Raw genomic sequence first — 23,179 nt, forward strand, 5'->3', positions numbered from 1 at the left:
AGCGGAACAGTGTGCGCAATCCCTGAACTCTGTACGCTGAATGCGAACGACGTACGCACGGCCCGCGCGAAGGAGTCCCCATGGCCGCCAGGACCAAGCCGACGACGGCGAAGCCGAACCCCATCCCCTCCGTGTGGGCCCGTGAGCAGCGCGCGGCCGACCAGCCCGCGCTCAGCCGGGACGCGATCGTCCGCGAGGCGGTCGCGATGCTGGACGCCGACGGCATCGAGGCGCTGAGCATGCGCAAACTCGGCGCGCGCCTCAACGCCGGCGCGACCTCTCTCTACCGGCATGTCGCGACCAAGGACGAGCTGATGGAACTGGCCGTCGACGAGGTCGCCGCCGAGATCCACGTCCCGGCCGCGGACGCCGCCGACTGGCGCGCCGCCGTCACCGAGGCCGCCGCGTCCTTCCGTACGACCGCGCTACGGCACCGCTGGCTGTCCTCGGTGCTCGGGCAGGCCGGGCTCGCCTACCTCGGCCCGAACCTCATGTCCTTCTCCGAACGGCTCGCCGCGCTGTTCACGGCCGTCGGATTCCCCGAGCCGAGCGGCGCGATCGACGCCGTGCTGTCGTACACGATCGGGATGAGCACGACCGAGGCCGCCTGGCTGACCACGGTCGCGCGGTCCGGCGAGAGCGAGGCCGAGTTCATCGCCCGGCTGATGCCGGCCGCTCAGCAGGCTGCCGCCGATCACGCCCATCTCGCCGGTTCCTACGCCGAGTCGGCCGCCACGAGCACCGATCCGGTGGCCCTGCGCGACGGCAAGTTCGCCTACGGCCTCGATGTCGTCCTCGACGGATTGTCGCTGCGGCTGACGCGCTAGGCCTCGCCTGCCAGGTCCGCCGTCTCCAGGTACACCTCGGCCAGTACCTGCAACTCCGTGCCCTCTGCGGTGACTTGCTCGCCCGGGTGCAAGCGGCTCGTCAGGTCGTCCGGGAGGCCTGGGATCGTCAGCGTGCGCGCCGACTGCTCCCCCGCCAACGTCAGCCATTCTCCGGCCAGTTGAGCCGTCAGCACCTGGTCGAAGTCCGGGGGGCGGGTGAGCACATGGGCCAGGTAGAGCTGTTCGCGGCCGAAGAGGACGTAGCGGAGGGGCGGCGGTTCGATAGTGGGCTCGGTCGGGTGGCCTACGTACAGCCGCTCCTCGATCTCCACCCGCACCTCCCCCAACAACTCGCCCTCCCTCCCGAAGCGGCCGAAGTAGAGGTCGGCGGGGAAGGACGCGCCCGGCCCAAGGTCCTTGAGGAGGAGGGTGCGTGGGCTGACCGTGAACAGGGCCGACGTGCCGTAGCGCTTACGGGCCGTGCGGTAGGTGTCCGTGTCCAGGGTGACCCGCAGGACGGCCTGGAAGTCGTGGGGCGCGGTGAACGTGGGCATGTGGACGGCGTACACGGAGTCCGTGCCGGTGTCCGTGCCCAGCAACACCAGGCCGTGGACGGCCAGTTCGGGGTCCGTTTCGGGGGTCACCATGACAGTGCCGGGTCCGGGTCGGGGCTCTTCGGGAGCTGCCGGCACACGAACCCCGCGAGGAACACGTCGTCCGGGCCGGTGACAGTACTCTGCGTCGCCGAAGTCGCCTGCTGGTAGGCCACCCAGCGGAGTTGGAGGTCGTAGCCGTACTGGACCACCTGCACCTTGGCGAAGCGGCCCTCCGTCGTCCGTACGGCGAACACGTCCCCGGTGACCAGTTGGTTGCTCGCGTTCGGGTTGCCGGTGAGGGGGGTGCTGCCGTAGGTGAGGGTCGAGAGGCGGTGGCCGTCGAAGGCGTCGTAGTCGACCTGGCCGAGGTTGACGATTCCGGCGTGGGAGCTGGGCACCAACTGGGCGGTGGTCTCCGTCATCCACTCCCACCACAGGTCGGCGGTGTTCATGTCGCCGCCCGCGATGCCGTTGTCGAGGTCCAGGGTCCAGGTGCCGTGAAGGGTGGTCTCGCCCGGGGTCTCCGTGTAGCCGACGGCCTGGCGGATGAGTTCGATGTTGCGGGCCAGGGCGACCGATTCGACGTACGACGGGCAGCGGCCGTGGGGTGGGGTGGCGCCGTCGCTCAGCGGGGCGACGCCTGACGAGAGGCGCCAGGCTCGGGAGCCGAAGAGTTCCATCGGCGGGTCCAGCCAGGGGCGGACCACGGACACCACCCGGTATTCGAAGGCGAGGGAGAAGACCGTGTCGTCGGTGGCGCGGTCGCCGAACGCCGACTTGAGTTCCGCGGGGGCCTGGGCGGCCAGGGTGCGGAGCATGTCCTCCGGGAGCACGACTCTCGACCAGGGGTCGTCCAGCGCACCGTCCGGTGAGTAGTAAGTGGGCGCGAAACGCGTGCCGTTGGGGGCGGTCGTGTACTGGTCGGGGAGGTTCGGGTTGAAGGTGTCGCGGTGTCGTTTCCAGATGCTGGAGGGGGCCTTGGAGGCGAGTTCGGAGGTCTCGCGCAGGGCGTCCTCGACCTCGGCCTTGTGGCCTGCGGTCTGCCAGGCGTCCATGGCGTCGTCCCTGGCCTGGCGGAGCCGGGGCTCGTCCACGTGCGTCCAGTGGTCGCGGGCGGCGGGGTCGGTCGACATGGCCGCCGCCTGTTCCGCCTGGTGGTAGTCCGTGTCGGCCTGGAGCCACGCCTGGCGGGCCGTGCGGTAGTCGCGCAGGGCCGGCGAGGGGACGAAGACTCCGTCGGCGCCGGTGTCGTAGAGGTAGGCGACTGCCGTGTCGTAGCGCTGGTGCTCCTCGGCGGTGAGGGTGGAGCGGGCCAGGTCGGCGGCGAGCACCTCGCCGTAGATGCCCCACAGGTGGGTGGTGGCCGGGGGTGCCCAAGTGGGCTGGGTGGGGATCCTGTTGACCAGTTCGCAGAACTCGGCCCAGACCGTGGACCGGGCCGAGTCCAGGGCGCCGCCGAAGCGGAACATGCTGTCCTGGTAGACCACCGGCGTCACCGGTACGGCGACCAGGTGGTCGGGGTCGGTGAGCAGGCCGCGGAAGTACGCGCCCAGGCCGAACATGGCCGCCGCGTCCACCGGGGACGCGGCCCACACCTCAGCGGTCTCGTTCATGACTGACCGCCGCCCTAGACCAGTTGGTCGGGGTCGAGGCCGTCGAGCAGGTTCGGTGTCTTGTCCAGCAGGTGGTTCACGAAGCCGATGATCTGCATGCCGGGGACGGTGATCGTCGCGCCGTCGTTCTCCGAGTGGAAGTGCTGGTCCGACTCGGAGTGGCTGTAACTGCCCTTCACGGTGAACGGGCCCCAGCCGACACTCGCGTTGACCGACACGGAGCTCTGGTGGGTCTGCAACGCCTGGGCCAGCGAGGCGGAGTGGATGGTGAGGTTCCTGATGAACAGGGCCTGGAGCGGATAGCCGATGAAGCGGCCCTGGGGCGGGTTGCCGCCGTCGGACGGCATCTGGTCGTAGTTCCAGCCCTGCCCCTTGCGCAGGTCCCAGCCGCGGTTCTCCAGGAACTCCGGGTAGAACCACGGCCGTACGACCTGCACCTGGGCCATCTCGAAGGACATCGAGAAGTCGTCGACCTGGTAGTTCTCGCTGTAGTCCTGGGAGTTGGAGGTGACGCCCGAACTCGCGCTCCACAGGCCGAAGTTCAGGCCGCCGCCCGCCGACCAGGACGTGGTCTCGTAGTGGCTGTGGGAGTCCACCATCTGGTGGTACATCGAGTACGCGGTCCAGCCGTTCGAGTTCGCGAAGTCACCGGGGACGACCGTCGTGTAGTAGAAGGACTGGCCGGGGCCCAGCGCGTTGGTGTTCGCCTCCTCGTAGAAGCGCTCCAGGTTGCGCTTCCACAGCAGCATCGACTTCTCGGTGGTCTGGTCGATGTAGGCGTTGATCTCCTCGACCTCGTTGCGGTACCCGCTCGACGTCCAGTCGTCCATCGCGGCGGCGACCTGCATCGAGTACAGCTGCGCGTTGGCCGCCCAGTCCGCGACCGCCTGCTTGCCGGACTCCCCCACGGCGGCCTGCGCGGCGATGCGCTTGTTGTTGTACGACAGCGCGGCGGTGACGTACGCCTGCATGCACGCCTTGTAGGCCTTGAGCATGGGGCTGTCCTCGGTGACCTGCTTCTCCTGCTCGGTGACGATGTCCTTCACCGTGCGCGTCACCCTCAACAGGCCCCGGAACCGGTCCAGTTTGGCCTTCTGGTCGTCGGTGAGCTGGTCGTCGACGACCTTGGAGAACTTGAGGATCTGGCCGTAGATCTCACTCAGCCGCGCGCCGCTCGCGTTGCGCCACACCCCGTCCTGGCGGCCCGACGAGTACGCCGAGGTCACGTCCGGGATGAAGTCGATGAGCGAGGAGAAGTTGTAGGCCTGCTGGAGCAGGAGCTTGTCCTCCGCCGCGGTCGCGCCGGTGCCGATGCCCTGCGCGGCGAACGCGAAGTCCGCCTCCTGGTACGGCAGTCCGGGCATGCACCAGGTGATGAAGCTGGACTTGGCCGGCGGGACGCTGCCGTCGCCGCCGGTGAGCACGTTGTACATCTGGTCGCGGAACGTCCGCCCCAGATCCCCCAGTTGGTATCCCATACCCCCCGTCCTGCCCGGGTCATATGCCGCCCATACGGTGACTTGCGGTCATTCACCCGGATAAGTGAATGACCGGCCGATTCAGGTGGCGGCCTCGATGTTCCGCATGACGGACGCGAGGGAGTCGTAGTAGTTCGTCGCGGTCGCGTACCCCGCGTCCGCGACCGCCCGCGCGAAGGCGTACGGGTCGTCGGTGTGCTCGAACGCGGGCGCGTAACGGGCGTTGTTCCGCAGGTAGTTGCCGTGGGCCGTGAAGGACTCCTCGGGGGTCGCGTAGACGCGGAACCAGTCGCGGACGACGTACAGGTACTTGCCGTCGGGGCGCTGTGTCACGGAGATGACCTCGGGGAACTGCACGTCGGGGCGGTCCAACACCTCCTGGGTCCTGAGGAGTTGACGGGTCTCGGGCGGGTCGGTCGCCTTCGCCTTGATGCCGAAGAAGTTGTTGCCGGGCGCGGCCGTGCCCCAGCCGGATTCCAGTGCCGCCTGGCCGAGCGTGACCAGCGCGGGCACGCCGGTCGCCGTCTCGCTGGCGGTGGCGAACTCGCCGTAGGAGAGCCGGAATTGGGCCGCCTTGGACGAGCCGCCGCCCCCGGTCGGTGGGGCGGTGGCCGCGTTCGACCAGATCGCGTCGTAGGGGCCGGTCAGGCCGGGCCACTGGTCGGCGGTGGTGAGCGGGTAGCCGTCCTCCTGTTTCTTGGTGTGCCAGTCGATGGCCACGTACTCGGTGCCCTTGAAGAGGTACGCCCGGCCGTTGCCGGGGTTCAGCGCGCCGTCGATGCCGTCGCCGATCCAGTCGGCGGTGACGCCCGTCCAGCCGTCGGCGATCGGCTTGGGGTAACCGGGGTCCTGGCGGTCGGCGGCGATGTCGTAGCGGACGTACTGCGGGCCGCTGAAGAAGTAGAGCTTTCCGTCGGACCAGTTCATGACCGCGTCGACGGTGTCGAAGGAGAGGCCGGTCCAGTTGTCGCGGGTGGTGAGGGGGTAGCCGTCGTCGACGGTCTGGGTGGCGAACGGGATGCGGACGTACTCCGGGCCCCGGAAGACGTACAGGTGGGCCTGGCCCAGGTCGACCGCCGCGTCGATGCCCTCCTCCCAGCCGGACGGCAACCCGCCCCAGGCCGCGCCGAGTTGCCAGTCCTGCGCCGGGTCGGCCGCGTCCGCGTCGATGTCGTACGTGGACACGGTGGCCCCGACGGTGAAGTACGCCTTGTCCACACTCATGCCGGGATGCATGCTCCGGAGCTGCGGTTCTTATGGCGTGGGACGCGTTCCCGTTTGAGTGAATCAGGGAGTGATCCACGTGGCGTCACCGAGGTGGCAGGCCGCTTTCAGTGATCGTTTGTGGCGTTGAACCGACCGGCGTGCCTGTTTTCCGGCGCGTCTTCCAAAGATCATTGGGAGTAGTCATGCGTATGCGTTCCGCCCTGACCACGTCCGTCCTCGCCGTCGGCATCCTGCTCGGCGGCGCCGGTGCCGCCCTCGCCCACGGCGACGACAACGGGGTCGTCCAGGGCACCGGCTCGCAGGGCTCGGGGCACACCGACAGCACGATGTTCGCCGGTGTCATCAACCACGTCGGCCCCGTCTACGCCTCGACCAGCAAGACGGACCACGACTGGGACCGCGGCACGTTCCAGGGCATCTTCGGTTACTGACACGTCCGCCCGGCCCACCGGCCCGGGTAGCGCACCAAGCCGTCAGTGACGGTGTGAAGGGGGCGGCCGACCTGTGTCGGCCGCCCCCTCTTTTTTTCGTCAGATCAGCGGCCGCACCTGGCGCGCCTCCTTCAACGCCCTTCCCCACCACACCAGTTGGTCCAGCATCGCCTTCGCCGCCGCGTCCGGGGCCGACGGGTCCTTGAGGCGGCCGGCGTCGTCGAAGGACGCGCCCGCGTTGTGGAAGGAGACGGTGTCGCGGACCGTCACGGCGTGGAGTTCGGCGAAGACCTGGCGCAGGTGCTCCACCGCGCGCAGGCCGCCCGCGAGGCCGCCGTAGGAGACGAGGGCGACGGGCTTGGCGCGCCACTCGGTGAAGTGCCAGTCGATCAGGTTCTTGAGGCCGGCCGGGTAGGAGTGGTTGTACTCGGGGGTGAGGACGACGAAGGCGTCCGCGCCGGCCAGCTTCGGGGTGATGCCGGCGAGGGCGGCGGTGGCCTCCGGGGTCGGGGCGAGGGTCGTGGGCAGGTCGTCGGTCTCGGCCACGTCGACGACCTGGAGGGTGAGGTCGGGGTGGTCGCGGACGTGGGTGAGGAGCCAGTCGGCGACGACAGGGCCGAAGCGGCCGTGGCGGTTGCTGCCGATGACGACGGTGACGGTCAGAGGAGTGGTCTCGGTGTCCATGCCGGTCAGCCTGTTACCTCAACCATTCTTGAGGTCAAGTCTGACCGGTCGTCACCCGTTCACCCGCGCGGCGTGCGCTCTTCGGGTACTCCTTCGGGGCGGGGCCGCCGTACCCCTATGACCTGCTGAAACAGCGAGGGGACGGGCCGTCTCGGCCTCTTTCTGACACCCATTCACCGCATTTCTGACGCTCGCTCAGGAAGCGGGCCGGGCCCGGTGCCACTTTCCTCGGAAGGGCAGCCAACCACAGCTCGGAGGAGCACCGATGCGACGTACCGCCCGTCTGCTGACCGGCACCGCGCTCGCCGTCGCCGCCGCGGGTCTCGCGACCGCGCCGGCGTACGGCGGCGAGACCGGCAGTCTGGAGGTGTTCCCGTCGAACGCCGTGCCGGGCGGCGACGTCACGGTGAACACGGCGGCGTGCGGCGACGACGGTACGGCCGCCGGTGATGCCAGCGCGGTGGGCGCCGGCACGTTCACGCTGGCGCCGAGCGCGCACGAGGGCGATGCGATCGGGCAGTTCAAGGTGCCGCCGAGTGCGCAGCCTGGGACGTACGAGATCGTCGCGAAGTGCACGGACGGCCGGCAGGTCAGCGGCGATCTGATGGTGACGCTGGCTTCGATGCGGCAGCAGGTGCAGCCGCGCGGAAGTGTGAAGACGGGGGTCGGCGGCGCCTTGGGCCCCGACCCCGTGCAGACCGCGGCCGGCGTGGCGGCTCTCGCCGTCGCCGCCGCGGGCGGTACCTGGCTCCTGCATCGCCGGGCGAGAGGCGACAGGTTCTGACGGACACCCTCCGCTGTCCGTCCGCCGGTACCGCACGTCCCGTCCCCCTCCGGGTCCGACGCCCCTCGTGGCCCGGAGGGGGCGCGGGGCCAGTTACTGGAGAGGGGTTTTCCGCATGCTTCGTGGATACGGCAACACCGCGATAGGGGCTGTCACCGTGGTCTCCCTGTGCGCGGGCGCGTGGCTGTTGAGCAGCGGTTCCGATACGAACGCCCCGCCGCAGCCGTCCGCCGCCGAGGCCCGGCCCGACCCGGCCGTCGGGCGTACCGCGGCCCGCGCGCTGCCGCCGTCGCCGCCGGACCGCATCCGTATCCCGGCCATCCACGTGAACGCCCCGCTGATGGGCCTCAAGCTGACCAGCACCGGCAGCCTGGACGTGCCCCCGGCCGCGAAGAAGAACCTCGCCGGCTGGTACGAGGCCGGAACCACCCCCGGTGAGACCGGCACGGCGGTCGTCGCGGGCCATGTCGACAACGCCGACGGTCCCGCCGTCTTCTACGACCTCGGCGCCCTGAAGAAGGGCAACACCATCGAGCTGGACCGGTTGGACGGGAGCGTCGCGCTGTTCACGGTGGACGCGGTCGAGGTGTATCAGGCGAGCCGCTTTCCCGATCAGAAGGTCTACGGGGCCGCGCGGCGGCCCGAGTTGAGGGTGATCACGTGTGGGGGCGGGTACTCGCGGGCGACGGGGTACCAGGGGAACGTGGTGGTGTTCGCGCACCTGAGTGGTAGTCGGTAGGCATGAGCTTCTGCGGGCTTCGGTGAGCTTCAGCGGCCGTTCTCCAGGTAGCGAAGTACCGCCAGCACCCGGCGGTTTCCCGTCTCCGAGGGCGGCAGGTCGAGCTTCGCGAAGATGTTGGCCACGTGCTTCTCAACGGCTCGTTCGGAGACCGTGAACGCGGTGGCGATCGCGTGGTTCGTGCGGCCCTCCGCCATCAGGGCGAGGACCTCGCGTTCGCGCGGGGTGAGGGTGTCGAGGGCGGTGGATCGGCGGGCGGCGCCGAAGAGTTGGGCGACCACCTCGGGGTCGAGGGCGGTGCCACCGGCCGCGACGCGCTCCAGCGCGCCGACGAACTCCCCGATGTCCACGACCCGTTCCTTGAGGAGGTACCCGAACCCGGCGGGATTGCCGAGGAGTTGGGCCGCGTGGGTCGTCTCGACGTACTGCGAGAAGAGCAGGACGCCGGTCGCGGGGTGCCGGTCGCGTAGTTGTACGGCTGCTCGTACGCCCTCGTCCGTCTGGGTGGGCGGGAGGCGGATGTCCACGACGGCGACGTCCGGGGCGTGTGTCGCCACCGCGGTGAGGAGCGCTTCGGCGTCGCCCACCGCCGCGGCGACTTCCACGTCCCGTAGCTGGAGCAACTGGACCAGGCCGTCGCGCAGGAGGGCCGAGTCCTCGGCGATGACGACGCGCATGCCGCTCCGATCGGGTCCGCTCAGGTGTGGGGTCATGTACGGGGTCACGTGTGGGGCAGTTCGACCGTGACCACCGTAGGGCCTCCGTGCGGGCTGTCGCAGGTCAGTGTGCCGTCGACCGTGCGGACCCGGGCCAGGAGGCCGGTCAGGCCGGAGCCCGCGCCGATCGTCGCGCCGCCCTGTCCGTCGTCGGTGACGCGCAGGCGCAGGAGGCCGTCGTGGGCGGTGACGTCGACGGCGGCGGACGTGGCGTGGGCGTGTTTCGTGGCGTTGGCGAGGAGTTCGGCGGCGCAGAAGTAGGCGATGGTCTCGACGGCCGGGGTGGGGCGGGTGCCGATGTCGGTGGTGAGGGTGACGGGGAGGGCGCTGTCGGCGGCGAGGGTGGTGAGGGCGGCGTGCAGACCCTCGTCGAGTACGGGCGGATGGATGCCCTTGACCAGGTGGCGCAGGTCGGTGATGGCCTGGGTGGCGTTGCCCTGTGCGGTGTCCACGACGGTGAGGACGCGGTCGGGTTCGGCGCCGGCGGTGACCAGTTCACGGATCAGGGTGAGGTGCATGGCGAGGGCGACGAGGCGGGCCTGGGTTCCGTCGTGCAGGTCTCGTTCGATACGGCGGAGGGTGGCGGCGGCGTCGTCGACGGCTCGGGCGCGGGTCTCCTCCAGGGTCCGGATACGGCGGGTCGCGGCGTCGGGGCCGAGCAGCACGGTCAACAGGGCGCGTTGCGGGCCGAGGGCGTAACGGAGGAGAAGGGGTGCGACGGCCAGCAACAGCAAACCGGCTGTGAACGGAATCAACCAGCGTGGCCAGGAGTCGAGCTGGTAACCGAAGAACTCCAGTGACACGTGGCGGTCCGTGGACACGGGGTGCGTGGAGTGCGTGGAGCCTTCGGTGGTGTGAACCGTGTTGTAGTTCCAGCGCTTGAGCAGCGGGTGCAGTGTGAACAGGGCGCCGTAGATGTAGCCGATGACGACGGCGGCGTACGCGAAAACGGCTGTGAACGGTGTCAACAGGGCGCAGCCGACGGCCCGCCAGCCGGTTCGGTCGAGCAGGATGCCGCGGCGCCAGCCGAGCACCCCCTTGCCCCCGTCCCCCGCGCTGGGCTGCTCGATCTCCAGGCCGAGCAGCCGTCGGGCGAGGCCCCGTTGCACCACGCCCAGCGCCAGCGCGCCGCGCACGGTCGCCGCCAGCAGCCACAGGCCGAGCGTGGTCACCGACAGCGCCCCACCGAACGCCAGCCCGACGAGGGTGAGGAAGAAGCCGACGAGGGCGAGCGGGAGGGCGATCACGCCGTAGAGGACGGCGGCCAGGGCGCGGCGGCCGAACGTGGCGATGGCGCGGGTGCGGAGACGGGACCAGAGGCGGGAGCGGTGGCTCGGCATGGGGATCAACTTAGGAGAGGAGCGACCTGGCGACACGGACCTGTACGGCGGTCAGGCCGCGCACCACCCACGGCATCAGCAGGAGGAAGCCGATGCCGCCGAGCACCGCGTGGAAGGCCCAGGCTCCGGCGAAGGTGGGGCCGCCCCAGGCGCTGGAGTAGTCGTCGCCGGCGCGGAGCGGCCAGCCGAGGTTCATGGGGACGATCGCCCAGCCGTAGAGCGTGATGAACGCGCTGATCAGGTTGAGGGGTGTGGCGAGGAGGGCGTGGGGCAGGCCGCCGGCGCGGGGCCTGCCGGACGAGTCGATGCTGTCGGCGCCCAGGAAGCGGCGGACCAGCCCTCGCTGCCAGCGGGCCGTGGGGGCGCCGACGAGGGCGAGCGGGATGCAGGCCAGGCCGAGCGGGAGGGCGAGGAGTGCGTAGGCCGTGCGGCGCCAGGTGGTGGCGGTGAACGGTGCGCGGACGAGGTTCCAGGCGTGGACGGAGGTCGGGTCCGGGGCCGGCGGCCGGGTGGGCAGATCGCGGGTGGTGGTCATGGTGCGTCCCCCTGCACATGAGTCGCGTACATGAGTCGGCGCAGCCCGTGTGAACTGCTGTGAACCGATGTCTCCAGCTTTCCGCCGCAGCCCGCTGTACACGATGGTGCCTGCACGGAACCCGGGGGTTCGGTTAACCGAACCTCACACCCCACCCCCGGCGCGCACGCCGAACCCTCACACCCCCCGCGCGCTCCCGCTGAGGGCAGCGTTCCTCGCGGGAAACAGGTGGGATGCGGTCGGGAAACACCGGCGTCGCAGGCTCCTGGGCATGACCTCGAATCCGCGTGTGGCGCCCACCATCGTGCTCGTCGGCCACGGCATGGTCGGCCAGCGCTTCCTCGAAGCGCTCGCCGAGCGCGGCCTGACCGCCACGCACCGTGTGGTCGTGCTGTGCGAGGAACCGCGTCCGGCCTACGACCGCGTCCAGCTCACCTCGTACTTCTCGGGCCGCACGCCCGAGGAACTCTCGCTCACGGACGCGGAGTTCATCGCGGACCACGGGATCGAGCTGTACGTCGGCGACCCGGCGGAGACGATCGACCGCGCGTCGAGGACGGTAACCGCCCGCTCCGGCCTGGCAGTCGAGTACGACACGCTCGTCCTCGCCACCGGCTCGTACCCGTTCGTGCCGCCGGTCCCCGGCAAGGACGCCGAGGGCTGTTTCGTCTACCGCACGATCGAGGACCTGCTCGCGATCGAGGCGTACGCGAAGTCGAAGGCGAAGGCGACGACCGGTGCGCCGACGGGTGCCGTGGTGGGCGGCGGGCTGCTCGGTCTTGAGGCCGCGGGCGCGCTGAAGGGGCTCGGACTCACCAGCCACATCGTGGAGTTCGCGCCGCGCCTGATGCCGGTGCAGATCGACGAGGGCGGCGGGGCCGCGCTCCTGCGCACCATCGAGGACATGGGCCTGAGCGTCCACACGGGAGTGGGCACCCAGGAGATCGTGACCGGCACGGACGGCGCGGTCACCGGCATGAAGCTGTCGGACGGTTCCCAACTCGCCACGGACATGGTGGTGTTCAGCGCCGGTGTCCGCCCCCGCGACCAACTCGCCCGCGCCTGCGGCCTGTCGGTCGGTGAGCGCGGCGGCATCGCGGTCGACGAGCAGTGCCGTACGGTCACCGACCCGCAGGTGTTCGCGATCGGCGAGTGCGCGCTGGCCGCGGACGGCCGGGTGTACGGCCTGGTGGCGCCCGGTTATGAGCAGGCGGAGACGGCCGCCGCGACCATCGCGCGGGACGAATCCGCCTTCACCGGCGCGGACTTGTCGACCAAGCTGAAGCTGCTCGGCGTGGACGTGGCGTCGTTCGGCGACGCGCACGGCGCCACCGCGGACTGCCTCGACGTCGTCTACTCCGACGCGCGGGCGGGCACGTACAAGAAGCTGGTGATCGGCCGGGGCGGTGAGCTGCTGGGCGGCATCCTGGTCGGTGACGCGGACGCGTACGGCACGCTGCGCGCGTTCACCGGGTCCGTACCGCCGGTCTCCCCCGAGCAGTTGGTGCTGCCGGCCGGTTCCGGGGGCGCCGTCCAGCTCGGTCCGTCCGCGCTGCCCGACGCGGCCGTCATCTGCTCCTGCCACAACGTCAGCAAGGGCGCGATCCGCGGCGCGGTGACGGACCACTCCTGCACGAGCGTGCCGGAGGTGAAGAAGTGCACCAAGGCCGGTACGGGCTGCGGTAGTTGCGTCAAGGTGCTCGGCCAGCTGGTCACCGCCGAGCTGGAGGCGAACGGCGTCGAGGTCGACAAGGGCCTGTGCGGCTGCTTCGCGCAGACCCGCGAGGAGTTGTACGAGATCGCCCTCGCGCTGCGGATCAACTCCTACCAGGATCTGCTGGATCGCTACGGCCGTGAGGGCGCCCGGGGCGGCGACGGCTGCGAGATCTGCAAGCCGACGGTCGCCTCGGTCATCGCCTCCCTCGCCCCGACGATCGGCGCGAGCGGTTATGTCCTGGACGGCGAACAGGCGGCCCTGCAGGACAGCAACGACCACTTCCTCGCCAACTTGCAGAAGAACGGCTCGTATTCGGTCGTACCGCGCATCCCCGGCGGCGAGATCACCCCCGAGAAACTCATCGTGATCGGCGAGGTGGCCCGCGACTTCGGCCTCTACACGAAGATCACCGGCGGCCAGCGCATCGACCTCTTCGGCGCGCGGGTGGAACAACTCCCGCTGATCTGGGCCCGGTTGGTGGACGCCGGCTTCGAGTCCGGCCACGCGTACGGAAAAGCACTGCGCACCGTCAAGTCCTGTGTGGGACAGACCTGGTGCCGCTACGGCGTCCAGGACTCGGTCCGGATGGCGATCGACCTGGAGCTGCGCTACCGGGGCCTGCGCTCCCCGCACAAGCTCAAGTCGGCGGTCTCCGGCTGCGCCCGCGAGTGCGCCGAGGCCCAGTCGAAGGACTTCGGCATCATCGCCACCGCCAACGGCTGGAACCTCTACGTCGGCGGCAACGGCGGCGCGACCCCGCGCCACGCGGACCTGCTGGCGAAGGACCTGTCCGATGCCGAACTGGTGCGCCTGATCGACCGGTTCCTCATGTTCTACATCCGTACGGCCGACCGGCTGGAGCGCACGAGCGTGTGGCTGGAGCGGATTCCGGGCGGCCTCGACCACGTACGGGACGTGGTCGTGGCGGACTCGCTCGGCATCTGCGAGGAGCTGGAGTCGCTGATGGCCGCGCACGTCGCCGGGTACCGCGACGAGTGGGCCACCACCATCAACGACCCGGAGAAACTGGACCGGTTCGTGTCCTTCGTGAACGCGCCCGACACCCCGGACCCGGTCGTCGGCTTCGTCCCCGAGCGCGAACAGATCAAGCCCGACCTGCCGTTGCTGACCATCGGCATGCGGCCCCAGCAGCCCGCAGACGTCCTGGAAGGAAGCGCCCAGCGATGACCCTGGCTCCCGAGACGACCGACCTGAAGGTCCAACTCCACCTCACCGAGGGCTGGTTCACGGTCTGCGACCTCAACCGGCTCACCCCCGGCCGCGGGGTGGCGGCCCTGCTGCCCGACGGCCACCAGGTCGCCCTCTTCCGCGACCGCTCCGGCACCCTCTACGGCATCGACAACCGCGACCCGTTCAGCGGCGCGGCGGTCCTCTCCCGCGGCCTGACCGGCACCCACCAGGGCCGCCCGTTCGTCGCGTCGCCGCTGCTCAAACAGCGGTTCGACCTGATCTCCGGGGAGTGTCTCGACGACGCTTCGGTGCGGGTGGCGACGTACGAGGTGCGGGCGGGGTGACGACGTAGGAGAGGGAGGCGAGCCCGGTGACGCGCGAGCCGTGATGCCCCTGGGTCGCGAAGCGCACCACGGCACCCCTCCTCACCGGATCCGGTGCGTGCGCAGCGCGGCCGTCAGGGCGGCGGTGCTCAACACGGCCGTGGCCAGCAGGTAGTAACCCGGTGCCACCGGCGAACCGGTCGCCTCGATCAGGGCCGCGGCGATCGTCGGGGTGAAGCCGCCGAAGAGCGCGACCGTCGTGTTGTAACTGAACGACAGGCCCGTCGCGCGGGCCCGCGCCGGGAAGACGTCGGCCATCACCGACGGCAGCGTGCCGAAGTACACCGCCTTCAGCAGGGCGAGGACGGTCGTGCACAGCGCGAGGGTGAGGAAGGACGGCGCGGCGTTGAGCCACAGGAAGAGCGGGACGACGCTCACGCCGATCAGCACCGCGGCCGGGATCATGATGCGCAGCCGGCCGTGGCGGTCGCCCAGCAGCCCCACGAGCGGGGTGACGAAGGTCAGGACGGCCCCGGCGATGAGCAGTGCCGTGAACGACAGCGAGGCGTCGACGCCCAGTTGACCGATGCCGTACGTCGGCGGGTACTGCAGCATAAAGTTCAGCGCCGTCGAGAGGATCAGCGCGCCGCCGGCGACCAGCAGCCCACCCCAGTGGTCGCGGAAGACCGACACGATCGGGGGGGGCTTCGGGGCGGCCGACTCCAACTCCGTTGCCAGCGCCGGGGATTCATCCATGTAGCGCCGTACGAAATAGCCCACCGGGCCGACCAGCAGGCCGAACACGAACGGCACGCGCCAGCCCCACGACGTCATCTGCGCGTCGGAGAGCACAGCCGTGAGAATCGCCGCGAAGCCTGCCGCGAGGAGGGTCGACAGGCCCTGGCCGGCGAACTGGAAGCTGCCGAGGAAGCTCTTGCGCAGGACTCCCTGATCGTCGGCAGCGCCGACACCTGCCGCAAGAAACTGCGGGCGTACGCGGACGCGGGCATCGACCGCCTGATGTGCTTCCAGCAGGTGGGGGCGATCCCGCACGAGCGGGTGATGGACAGCATCCGCCGGGTGGGCGAGCTGATCCCCGAGTTCGCGTGAGCGGCGGGCCCTCCTATTGGGCTTGCCCGGCTTGCTCGGGTATTGGGCTTGCTCGGCTCGCTCGGCTCGCTCGGGCAGACTTTCTTGACTGACCGTTCTCGATAAACCTAGGCTGTCGAACATGGCCAGGACCAAGGAGTTCGATCCCGAGGCCGCGCTGCGGGCAGCCCTGGAGCTGTTCTGGCGGCGCGGCTACGAGGCGACGTCGATGTCCGACCTCGTCGAGCACCTCGGCATCGGGCGGGCCAGCATCTACGCGACCTTCGGCAACAAGCACGAGCTGTACCTGAAGGCGCTGGAGCGCTACGACCGGTCCGGACTCACCCCGATGGTGCGGGAGTTGTCCCAGCCGGGCCCCGCGCTGCCGCCCGTGCGGGCGATCGTACGGCGGTACGCGGCCGAGGCGGCGGACGAACAACTACGGTCGCTGGGCTGCATGGTGACCAACACGGCGGCCGAACTCGCCCCGCACGACGCGGCCGCGACCCGGCTGGTCGAGCGCAACTGGGACCAGCTGGAGGCGGTGTTGCGCTCGACGCTGGTGCGGGCGCAGGCACAGGGCGAGTTGCCCGCCGACCGCGATCCGCTCGCCCTCGCGCGCATGCTGCTGGTGCTGATGCAGGGGCTGCGGGTGGTCGGCCGGGCGTCCGGGGACCCGGCGCGGGTGCGGGACGCGGCGGAGCAGGCGTTGACGTTGCTGGGCTGAAGCCCCGCTCAATCGGGGCGCTTTCTCGCACTCTCCGGGGTGCCTTCTCGCATCCTCATACTGAACCGATCGGTCAAGAAAAGGGGAGATCATGACCAGCCGCCACACATCCGCCCGCTTCATCGGCAGGACCGCACTCGTCACCGGCGCGGGCTCGGGTATCGGAAGGGCAATCGCCCTCGCGTTCGCGGCCGAGGGCGCGAACGTCGTCATAGCAGGACGACGTCGGGAACCACTCGACGAGACCGTCGCGTTGATCGAGGCCGGGGGCGGTAAGGCCCTCGCGGTAACTGCCGACGTGTCGAAGGCAGTTGACGCCAACGCCCTGGTGCAGGCAGCCGTAGACCGATACGGCTCACTCGACGTGGCCGTCAACAACGCGGGGATCTTCCGGGGCGGGCAGCCCCTCGCCGACCTCATCGAGGAGGACTGGCGCGCCCAACTCGACATCAACGTCACCGGTGTCTTCCTCGCGCTCCAGGCCGAGATCCGGCAGATGCGCGCCCAGCCGTCCGGCGGCGCGATCGTGAACGTGGCGTCGACCTTCGGCGTGCACACGAGCAGCCCCGGGGCCGCCGCCTACGCCGCGTCCAAGGCGGCCGTAGCCGTGCTGAGCAAGGGTGCCGCCGTGGACCACATCCGCGAGGGAGTCCGCATCAACGTGGTCAGCCCCGGCGCCACGGACACCCCGATGTCCCTGCGCGCCGGCGAGACGGAGGCCGACCGCGCCGAACGCGTACGGGCCACGCTCCCCCTCGGCCGTATCTCCGCCACGTCCGAAGTGGCCGCCGCCGTCCTCTACTTGGCCTCGGACGACGCGGCGTCGGTGGTGGGCACGGACCTGGTGGTGGACAGCGGCGCGACGGCGTGAAGGCGAGAAGCCGAATACCGGTAACTCGGGTGCTCACGCCTTGAGTTGGTCGTACACAACCCCCGTCAGCTCCTCCGAAGCGGCCCAAAGGCGTTGCCCCATCGCGTCGTTGAGGGTCCAGGGGGCACGCCAGGACGGTGCCGGTGCCCCGCGCCACATGGCGATACGGGGGCCGAAGAACGCATCAGGGCGTACGTCGGGGGCGGTGGCCGCGTAGAGGGAGGGCAGCGCGCCGGCCTCCGCCGACTGGGCGAAGACCCGGTTGCCGATCTCCATGAGCCGCTCGGCGCCCCTGCGCCCCTCCGCCTGCGGCCCGGCGGTCTGGAGGTTGGTGGCGGCGTACCCGGGGTGGGCGGCGGTCGCGACCACCCCCGAACCGGCCGCCGCGAGCCGCCGCGCCAGTTCGTGCGTGAAGAGCAGGTTGGCGGTCTTGGAACGGGAGTACGCGGTCCAACGGCTGTACCGGTGCTCGCTGTTGAGGTCGTCGATGTCGATGTTGGCGAGCACGTGCATGAAGCTGGAGAGCGTGACGATCCGGGCGTCGGGTGCGTCGAGCAGCGCCGGCATCAGCAGCCCGGTGAGCGCGAAGTGCCCCAGGTGGTTGACCCCGAACTGCGTCTCGAACCCGTCCACCGTGGTGCCGTACGGCATCGCCATGACCCCGGCGTTGTTGACGAGCAGATCGAGCCGTTCGTACGGAAAAGTGGACGCGAACTCCCGCACCGACGCCAGGTCCCCGAGATCCAGCCGCCCGAACTGCGCCTCGGCGCCCGGCACTTCGGCCACGATCCGGTCGGCGGCCTCACTCCCCCGCACCTCGCTCCGGCAGGCGAGCACGACCCGGGCACCCTTGCGGGCCAGCTCGCGCGCGGTGACGTAGCCGAGCCCGCTGTTGGCCCCGGTGACGACGGCGACCCGGCCGCGCTGGTCGGGGACGGCCTTCTCGTTCCAGCCGGACATGATCGGGCTCCCTCGGTGGGCGTGGACAAGCGTCGGCGAGCGGTTGGGATCTCAGCGTACGAGAGCCGACGCGCCACCGCTTCGCTCACACCGAGCGACATGTCCATCACGAGATGGTCACTCCTCCTTCACCGCCCTCACCGGGGCAATACGGTCCATGTCTCATCAGACACAGGGGGACGACATGACCCACCCGTACGCCACACCACCCATGCCCCAGCCCCAGCCGCCGTTCCAGCCGGTCCGTCCCGCACCCCGCTGGGCCCGCAAGCGGTACGTACTCCCCGCCCTCGCGCTGGCCTTCTTCATCGGCATCGGCGCGGGCGGCTCCGGCCAGGACAAGAAGACCGACACGACGGCCGACGCGAAGCCCGCGGCGGCCAGCCCGCAGCCGACGACGACCGTCACGGCGACGACGACGGAGACGGCCACCCCGGCGCCCGCCCCCACGGTCACCACGACGAAGACGGTCAAGGTCACGAAGACGGTCACCGCGGAGGCAGCCGCAGGCACCGGCTCGGGATCAGGTTCCGGCTCGGGATCAGGTTCCGGCTCGGGCTCCGACGACTCCAACTCCGGTGACAGCAGCACCTATTACACGAACTGCACCGCGGCCCGAGCGGCCGGCGTCACGCCCCTGCACAGGGGCGACCCCGGCTACGACTCCCACCTCGACCGGGATGGGGACGGGGTCGCCTGCGAGTGACGGCGGACGGCAGCGGAGAGGGGCGGCACCCCCGCACAGGGTCCCGCCCCTCCCCTCGAAATCCGGAACCACCGCCGCGTCGGTGAGGGTCAGGATGACCGACAGCGGCCCCGGGGTTCTTGGATGCCGTACGACCTACCAAAGGTCGGCCATGCGCCTACCGGTGGTCGCTCCCCTGCGCCACCGAAGCCGCCCGCCCCGCCTCAAGCCGGGCCACCGGGATCCGGAACGGGGAGCACGACACGTAGTCCAGTCCGACCTCGTGGAAGAAGTGGACCGACTCGGGATCGCCGCCGTGTTCGCCGCAGACGCCGAGCTTCAGGTCCGGGCGGGTTTCGCGGCCCGCCTTCGCCGCCAGCTTCACCAGGGAGCCGACGCCGTCCCTGTCGATCGTCTCGAAGGGGCTGACTCCGAAGATGCCCTTCTCCAGGTAGGCCGTGAAGAAGGAGGCCTCTACGTCGTCCCGGCTGAAGCCCCACACCGTCTGCGTGAGGTCGTTCGTGCCGAAGCTGAAGAACTCCGCCGCCTCCGCGATCTGGCCCGCGGTCAGGGCGGCGCGCGGGAGTTCGATCATCGTGCCGATCGACAGCTTCAGGGACGTACCCGTTGCCGCCTCTACCTCCGCGACGACCTGGTCGGCCTCCTCGCGGACGATCTCCAGCTCCTGGACCGTGCCGACGAGCGGGATCATGATCTCCGCGCGCGGGTCGCCCTTCGCCGCCTTGCGTTCGGCGGCGGCCTCGGCGATCGCCCGTACCTGCATCGTGAACAAGCCCGGAATCACCAGACCCAACCGCACACCCCGCAGCCCCAGCATCGGGTTCTGCTCGTGCAGGCGGTGGACCGCCTGGAGGAGTCGTAGGTCGTTCTCGTGGGACTCCTGGCGGGACTCAGCCAGAGCCACGCGGACCGACAACTCCGTGATGTCCGGCAGGAATTCGTGCAGCGGCGGGTCCAACAGGCGGACGGTGACCGGGAGTCCGTCCATCGCCTTGAACAGCTCGACGAAGTCGGCCTTCTGGAGCGGGAGAAGAGCCTTGAGGGACTCCTCGCGTTCGGTGTCCGTGTCGGCCAGGATCAGGCGTTCCACCAACTCGCGGCGGTCGCCGAGGAACATGTGCTCCGTACGGCAGAGGCCGATGCCCTGGGCGCCGAAGCGGCGGGCGCGCAGCGCGTCCTCGGCGTTGTCGGCGTTGGCGCGGACCCTCAACCGGCGTACTCGGTCGGCGTATCCGATGATCCGGTGGACCGCCTCGACCAGCTCGTCGGCGTCGTCGGCACCCGCGTGCATCCGGCCCTCGAAGTACTCGACGACGGGAGACGGGACGACCGGGACCTCACCCAGGTACACCTTGCCGCTGGAACCGTCGATGGAGATCACGTCGCCCTCCTCGACCACGTGACCACCCGGCACCGTCATCCGGCGCCGCTTGGTGTCGACCTCAAGCTCCTCCGCGCCACACACGCACGTCTTGCCCATGCCCCGCGCCACGACGGCCGCGTGGGACGTCTTGCCGCCGCGCGACGTGAGGATGCCCTCCGCCGCGATCATGCCGTCGAGGTCGTCGGGGTTGGTCTCGCGGCGGACCAGGATCACCTTCTCGCCCGAACGCGACCACTTCACCGCCGTGTACGAGTCGAAGACCGCCTTGCCGACCGCCGCACCCGGCGAGGCCGCGATGCCCCGTCCGACCTGCTGGACCTTCGCCTCGTCGTCGAAGCGCGGGAACATCAGCTGCGCCAACTGCGCGCCGGTGACCCGCTGGAGGGCCTCGGCCTCGTCGATCAGCCCCTGGTCGACGAGTTGGGTCGCGATACGGAACGCCGCACCCGCCGTCCGCTTCCCCACCCGCGTCTGCAGCATCCACAACTGCCCGCGCTCGATGGTGAATTCGATGTCGCAGAGATCCTTGTAGTGGTTCTCCAGGGTCTTCATGATCTGCATGAGCTGGTCGTACGACGCCTTGTCGATCTGCTCAAGTTCCGCGAGGGGCACGGTGTTCCGGATGCCCGCGACGACGTCCTCGCCCTGCGCGTTCTGCAAGTAGTCGCCGTAGACGCCCTGGTGGCCGCTGGCCGGGTCGCGGGTGAAGGCGACGCCGGTGCCCGAGTCGGGGCCGAGGTTGCCGAAGACCATCGAGCAGACGTTGACCGCCGTGCCGAGGTCGTGCGGGATGCGTTCCTGGCGGCGGTAGAGCTTGGCGCGGTCGGTGTTCCAGGAGTCGAAGACCGCGTGGATGGCGAGGTCCATCTGCTCGCGCGGGTCCTGCGGGAAGTCGCGGCCGGCCTCGGTCTTGACGATCCGCTTGAACCGGGTGACCAGCTTCTTCAGGTCGGCCGCGTCCAACTCGGTGTCTACGACGACCTTCTTGGCGTCCTTGGCCTTGTCGAGCGCCTCCTCGAAGAGGTCGCCGTCGACGCCGAGGACGGTCTTGCCGAACATCTGGATCAGACGGCGGTACGAGTCCCACGCGAAGCGCTCGTCGCCGGCCTGCTTCGCCAGGCCCTGCACGGACTTGTCGGAGAGCCCGATGTTCAGGACCGTGTCCATCATGCCGGGCATCGAGAACTTCGCCCCGGAACGGACCGATACGAGGAGGGGGTCGTCGGCCTGCCCGAGCTTCTTACCCATCGTCGCTTCGAGGGCGTCGAGGTGTGCACTCACCTCGTCACGCAGTGCCGCCGGCTCCTCGCCACTGTCGAGGTACGTCTTGCACGCCTCGGTGGTGATGGTGAAGCCGGGAGGGACGGGAAGGCCCAGGTTCGTCATCTCGGCGAGGTTGGCACCCTTGCCGCCAAGGAGGTCCTTGAGGTCCTTGTTTCCCTCGGTGAAGTCGTAGACGAACTTCACTACGTGGGGTTCTTTGTTTTCCGACACGGGTCTCGACTCCTCGGGACGCGGGTGGCTGCCCTGACGGCCAGGAACATACCCAGATCGAAGGCGTCTGGGTACGTCCACTTGCATGTCATGCGTCTGTAACCGGCAGTCCGCCAGCGGATCGAAAGTCAAAGCTCGGCAAGCGAACACCGCCGGATGTTTTCACTTCTTGAACGCGGCAAGGTTCATCGCCCCGCATTTGCGCTCACATGAGCGGTTCGCGGCTCGCCTGTTTTCGATCGATGAACGATCAAGGGGTGGCACGCAGTGCCACCCCTTGGAGAAGTGCAGCCGCGCAAGATCCGCTCACCTGAGCGCCACCCCTATCAAAGGTGGCGAGAATCACGCTTCCACACCCGACCGGATTTCACCATCCGGACGAGTCTCGGGACGGAAACCCGGACGTCACATGCCCACGGACCTCACGCGCCCGCCGCCCTCACATGCCCAGCGCGAGCAACCGCTCCTCCACCCGCTCCGGCGCGTACAGATGCTCCACGACCAACGCCCCCGCGCCCACCAGCCCGGCCCGCTCGCCGAGCCGTGAGGTCAGTACGTGCAGATGAGCGGTGGAGCGCGGCAACGCCCGCTGGTACAGCAGCTCGCGTACGCCCGTGAGGAAGGACGTTCCGGCCAGGTCTCCCGCGATCATCAGCACCCCGGGGTTGAGCAGCGTCACCACGGTCGCCAGGACGTCCCCGACCTGCCGTCCCGCCTCGCGGGCGAACGCGGCGGCGCCCGGATGCCCGGACGCGAGCAGGTCCCGCACATCCGAGCCGGACGCCGCCGGCACCCCGGTCTCGGCCAGCCGTCGCGCCACGGCGCCACCGCTCGCGACGGCGGCGAGACAGCCGTAGGACCCACAGCGGCACAGCGCCTGCGCGCCCGCCGGGACGCGGATGTGGCCGATGTCGCCGGCGCCGCCGTCGATCCCCCGGAAGATGGAACCGCCGACGACGACTCCCGCGCCGATACCCGTCGAGACCTTGACCAGGACGAAGGCCGAGCAGTCGGGGTGGCCGGTGCGCTGTTCGCCGTAGGCCATGAGGTTGGCGTCGTTGTCGACCAGGACCGGGACCCGGGGGGCGCCGGTGTGTTCGGTGAAGGCGCGGGCGAGGCGGCCTCTTATGTCGTAGCCGTCCCAGCCGGGCATGATCGGCGGCTGGACGACGCGGCCGGTCTCGCTGTCGACGGGCCCGGGGACCGCGAGGCCGATGCCGCAGACCTCGGACGGCCGGTGTCCGGCCTTCTCCAGGAGTTCGGCGAACCAGCGGCCGAGTTCGCCGAGTACGGCGTCCGGGCCGTCCTCGATGACGAGCGTGCCGCCGTGCTCGGCGAGGATCTCGCCGGTGAGCGAGAGGACGCACGCGCGCGCGTGGCGGGTGTCCAGGTCCGCCGCGAGGACTACGGCGTGAGCGTCGTCGAACTCCAGGGTGATCGAGGGCCTGCCGCCCAGCGGGGAGTCCACGGGACCGCCCGCGCCCTCGCGCAGCCAGCCCGCGCGGAAGAGCCGGTCCAGGCGCTGGCCGACGGTCGCGCGTGAGAGTCCGGTCACCTGTTGGAGGGCGCCGCGGGTCGTGGCGCGCCCGGTGCGTACCAGTTCGAGCAGATCGCCGGCGCTCGCTTGACCTCGTCCAGTCATGCGCACCCCCTTGTGTTTCTCAACCCTGCATTACATATTGAGTTTTGCGTGTTAAATAGACGTAACCCTACGGTAGCCATGACCGAACCGGTCGGCACGATGTGT

The 23,179-nt window shown here is 69.9% G+C and carries 21 protein-coding genes; 9 read left to right on the forward strand and 12 right to left on the reverse strand.

The window, feature by feature from the left end; all coding sequences use genetic code 11:
- Window positions 1-80 precede the first annotated feature (80 nt).
- Window positions 81-827: a TetR/AcrR family transcriptional regulator gene (locus OG496_RS20675; RefSeq protein ID WP_405971928.1), complete on the forward strand. Its 747-nt coding sequence runs from the start codon at window positions 81-83 to the stop codon at window positions 825-827.
- On the opposite strand, the gene OG496_RS20680 is transcribed toward OG496_RS20675, so the two are convergent.
- The 4 genes from OG496_RS20680 to OG496_RS20695 all read right to left on the reverse strand — a co-directional run bounded on the left by OG496_RS20680 (window position 824) and on the right by OG496_RS20695 (window position 5,738).
- Window positions 824-1,474, reverse strand: a complete 651-nt coding sequence (locus OG496_RS20680; protein WP_405971929.1) for a hypothetical protein — start codon at window positions 1,472-1,474, stop codon at window positions 824-826. The two genes, OG496_RS20675 and OG496_RS20680, sit on opposite strands and share 4 nt — an antisense overlap.
- On the reverse strand, window positions 1,468-3,036 hold the full coding sequence (locus OG496_RS20685; protein WP_405971930.1) for a hypothetical protein: 1,569 nt from the start codon (window positions 3,034-3,036) through the stop codon (window positions 1,468-1,470). The genes OG496_RS20680 and OG496_RS20685 overlap by 7 nt, the downstream gene beginning before the upstream one ends.
- A 14-nt stretch (window positions 3,037-3,050) precedes the next feature.
- Window positions 3,051-4,514 carry a hypothetical protein gene (locus tag OG496_RS20690; protein ID WP_366490993.1) on the reverse strand — a complete coding sequence of 488 codons (1,464 nt, stop codon included), beginning with the start codon at window positions 4,512-4,514 and terminating at the stop codon, window positions 3,051-3,053.
- Window positions 4,515-4,595: 81 nt separating this feature from the next.
- Window positions 4,596-5,738 carry a hemopexin repeat-containing protein gene (locus OG496_RS20695; RefSeq protein WP_405971931.1) on the reverse strand — a complete coding sequence of 381 codons (1,143 nt, stop codon included), beginning with the start codon at window positions 5,736-5,738 and terminating at the stop codon, window positions 4,596-4,598.
- A 185-nt stretch (window positions 5,739-5,923) separates the two neighbouring features.
- Here OG496_RS20695 and OG496_RS20700 point away from each other — a divergent pair, with 185 nt between their 5' ends.
- Window positions 5,924-6,172, forward strand: coding sequence for a hypothetical protein (locus OG496_RS20700; RefSeq protein ID WP_366490991.1), 249 nt, complete (start codon window positions 5,924-5,926; stop codon window positions 6,170-6,172).
- A 99-nt stretch (window positions 6,173-6,271) separates the two neighbouring features.
- Here the strand turns inward: OG496_RS20700 and OG496_RS20705 are convergent, their stop codons facing one another.
- A complete protein-coding gene (locus OG496_RS20705; protein ID WP_405971932.1) occupies window positions 6,272-6,856 on the reverse strand; it encodes an NADPH-dependent FMN reductase in 585 nt (194 codons plus the stop codon).
- Window positions 6,857-7,121: 265 nt separating this feature from the next.
- Between OG496_RS20705 and OG496_RS20710 the strand changes: the two genes are divergently transcribed.
- Window positions 7,122-7,640 (forward strand): hypothetical protein, encoded by a 519-nt coding sequence (locus OG496_RS20710; protein WP_033284687.1) that lies wholly within the window; start codon window positions 7,122-7,124, stop codon window positions 7,638-7,640.
- A gap of 115 nt (window positions 7,641-7,755) precedes the next feature.
- A complete protein-coding gene (locus OG496_RS20715) occupies window positions 7,756-8,379 on the forward strand; it encodes a class F sortase (RefSeq protein WP_405971933.1) in 624 nt (207 codons plus the stop codon).
- A 29-nt stretch (window positions 8,380-8,408) separates the two neighbouring features.
- On the opposite strand, the gene OG496_RS20720 is transcribed toward OG496_RS20715, so the two are convergent.
- The 3 genes from OG496_RS20720 to OG496_RS20730 are packed head-to-tail and all read right to left on the reverse strand — an operon-like array spanning window position 8,409 to window position 10,970.
- Window positions 8,409-9,056: a LuxR C-terminal-related transcriptional regulator gene (locus OG496_RS20720; RefSeq protein ID WP_405971934.1), complete on the reverse strand. Its 648-nt coding sequence runs from the start codon at window positions 9,054-9,056 to the stop codon at window positions 8,409-8,411.
- A gap of 44 nt (window positions 9,057-9,100) precedes the next feature.
- Entirely contained in the window at window positions 9,101-10,435 is a 1,335-nt protein-coding gene (locus OG496_RS20725; RefSeq protein WP_405971935.1) for a sensor histidine kinase, read from the reverse strand.
- A gap of 10 nt (window positions 10,436-10,445) precedes the next feature.
- Complete coding sequence (locus OG496_RS20730; RefSeq protein ID WP_405971936.1) at window positions 10,446-10,970, reverse strand: hypothetical protein; 525 nt, start codon at window positions 10,968-10,970, stop codon at window positions 10,446-10,448.
- Window positions 10,971-11,241: 271 nt separating this feature from the next.
- On the opposite strand from OG496_RS20730, the gene nirB reads away from it, so the two are divergent.
- Entirely contained in the window at window positions 11,242-13,875 is a 2,634-nt protein-coding gene (gene nirB / locus OG496_RS20735) for a nitrite reductase large subunit NirB (protein ID WP_405971937.1), read from the forward strand.
- Entirely contained in the window at window positions 13,872-14,222 is a 351-nt protein-coding gene (gene nirD, locus OG496_RS20740; protein WP_405971938.1) for a nitrite reductase small subunit NirD, read from the forward strand. Before nirB ends, nirD begins: the two co-directional genes overlap by 4 nt.
- Window positions 14,223-14,303: 81 nt before the next feature.
- Here the strand turns inward: nirD and OG496_RS20745 are convergent, their stop codons facing one another.
- Window positions 14,304-15,254 carry an MFS transporter gene (locus tag OG496_RS20745; RefSeq protein ID WP_405971939.1) on the reverse strand — a complete coding sequence of 317 codons (951 nt, stop codon included), beginning with the start codon at window positions 15,252-15,254 and terminating at the stop codon, window positions 14,304-14,306.
- A gap of 178 nt (window positions 15,255-15,432) precedes the next feature.
- Here OG496_RS20745 and OG496_RS20750 point away from each other — a divergent pair, with 178 nt between their 5' ends.
- Window positions 15,433-16,017: a TetR/AcrR family transcriptional regulator gene (locus tag OG496_RS20750; RefSeq protein ID WP_405971940.1), complete on the forward strand. Its 585-nt coding sequence runs from the start codon at window positions 15,433-15,435 to the stop codon at window positions 16,015-16,017.
- 91 nt (window positions 16,018-16,108) lie between these two features.
- A complete protein-coding gene (locus tag OG496_RS20755) occupies window positions 16,109-16,888 on the forward strand; it encodes an SDR family NAD(P)-dependent oxidoreductase (protein WP_405971941.1) in 780 nt (259 codons plus the stop codon).
- Window positions 16,889-16,921: 33 nt separating this feature from the next.
- Here the strand turns inward: OG496_RS20755 and OG496_RS20760 are convergent, their stop codons facing one another.
- The gene (locus tag OG496_RS20760) at window positions 16,922-17,848 is read right to left on the reverse strand and encodes an oxidoreductase (RefSeq protein ID WP_405971942.1); all 927 of its coding nucleotides are present in this window, start codon (window positions 17,846-17,848) and stop codon (window positions 16,922-16,924) included.
- Window positions 17,849-18,032: 184 nt separating this feature from the next.
- Between OG496_RS20760 and OG496_RS20765 the strand changes: the two genes are divergently transcribed.
- Window positions 18,033-18,554: an excalibur calcium-binding domain-containing protein gene (locus tag OG496_RS20765; protein ID WP_405976664.1), complete on the forward strand. Its 522-nt coding sequence runs from the start codon at window positions 18,033-18,035 to the stop codon at window positions 18,552-18,554.
- A gap of 157 nt (window positions 18,555-18,711) precedes the next feature.
- Here OG496_RS20765 and ppdK read toward each other — a convergent pair whose 3' ends face one another.
- Entirely contained in the window at window positions 18,712-21,432 is a 2,721-nt protein-coding gene (gene ppdK / locus OG496_RS20770) for a pyruvate, phosphate dikinase (protein ID WP_399394877.1), read from the reverse strand.
- 439 nt (window positions 21,433-21,871) lie between these two features.
- Window positions 21,872-23,074: an ROK family protein gene (locus OG496_RS20775; RefSeq protein ID WP_366490979.1), complete on the reverse strand. Its 1,203-nt coding sequence runs from the start codon at window positions 23,072-23,074 to the stop codon at window positions 21,872-21,874.
- Window positions 23,075-23,179 lie beyond the last annotated feature (105 nt).

The sequence above is a fragment of the Streptomyces sp. NBC_00988 genome (assembly GCF_045162645.1).
GTDB lineage: Bacteria > Actinomycetota > Actinomycetes > Streptomycetales > Streptomycetaceae > Streptomyces.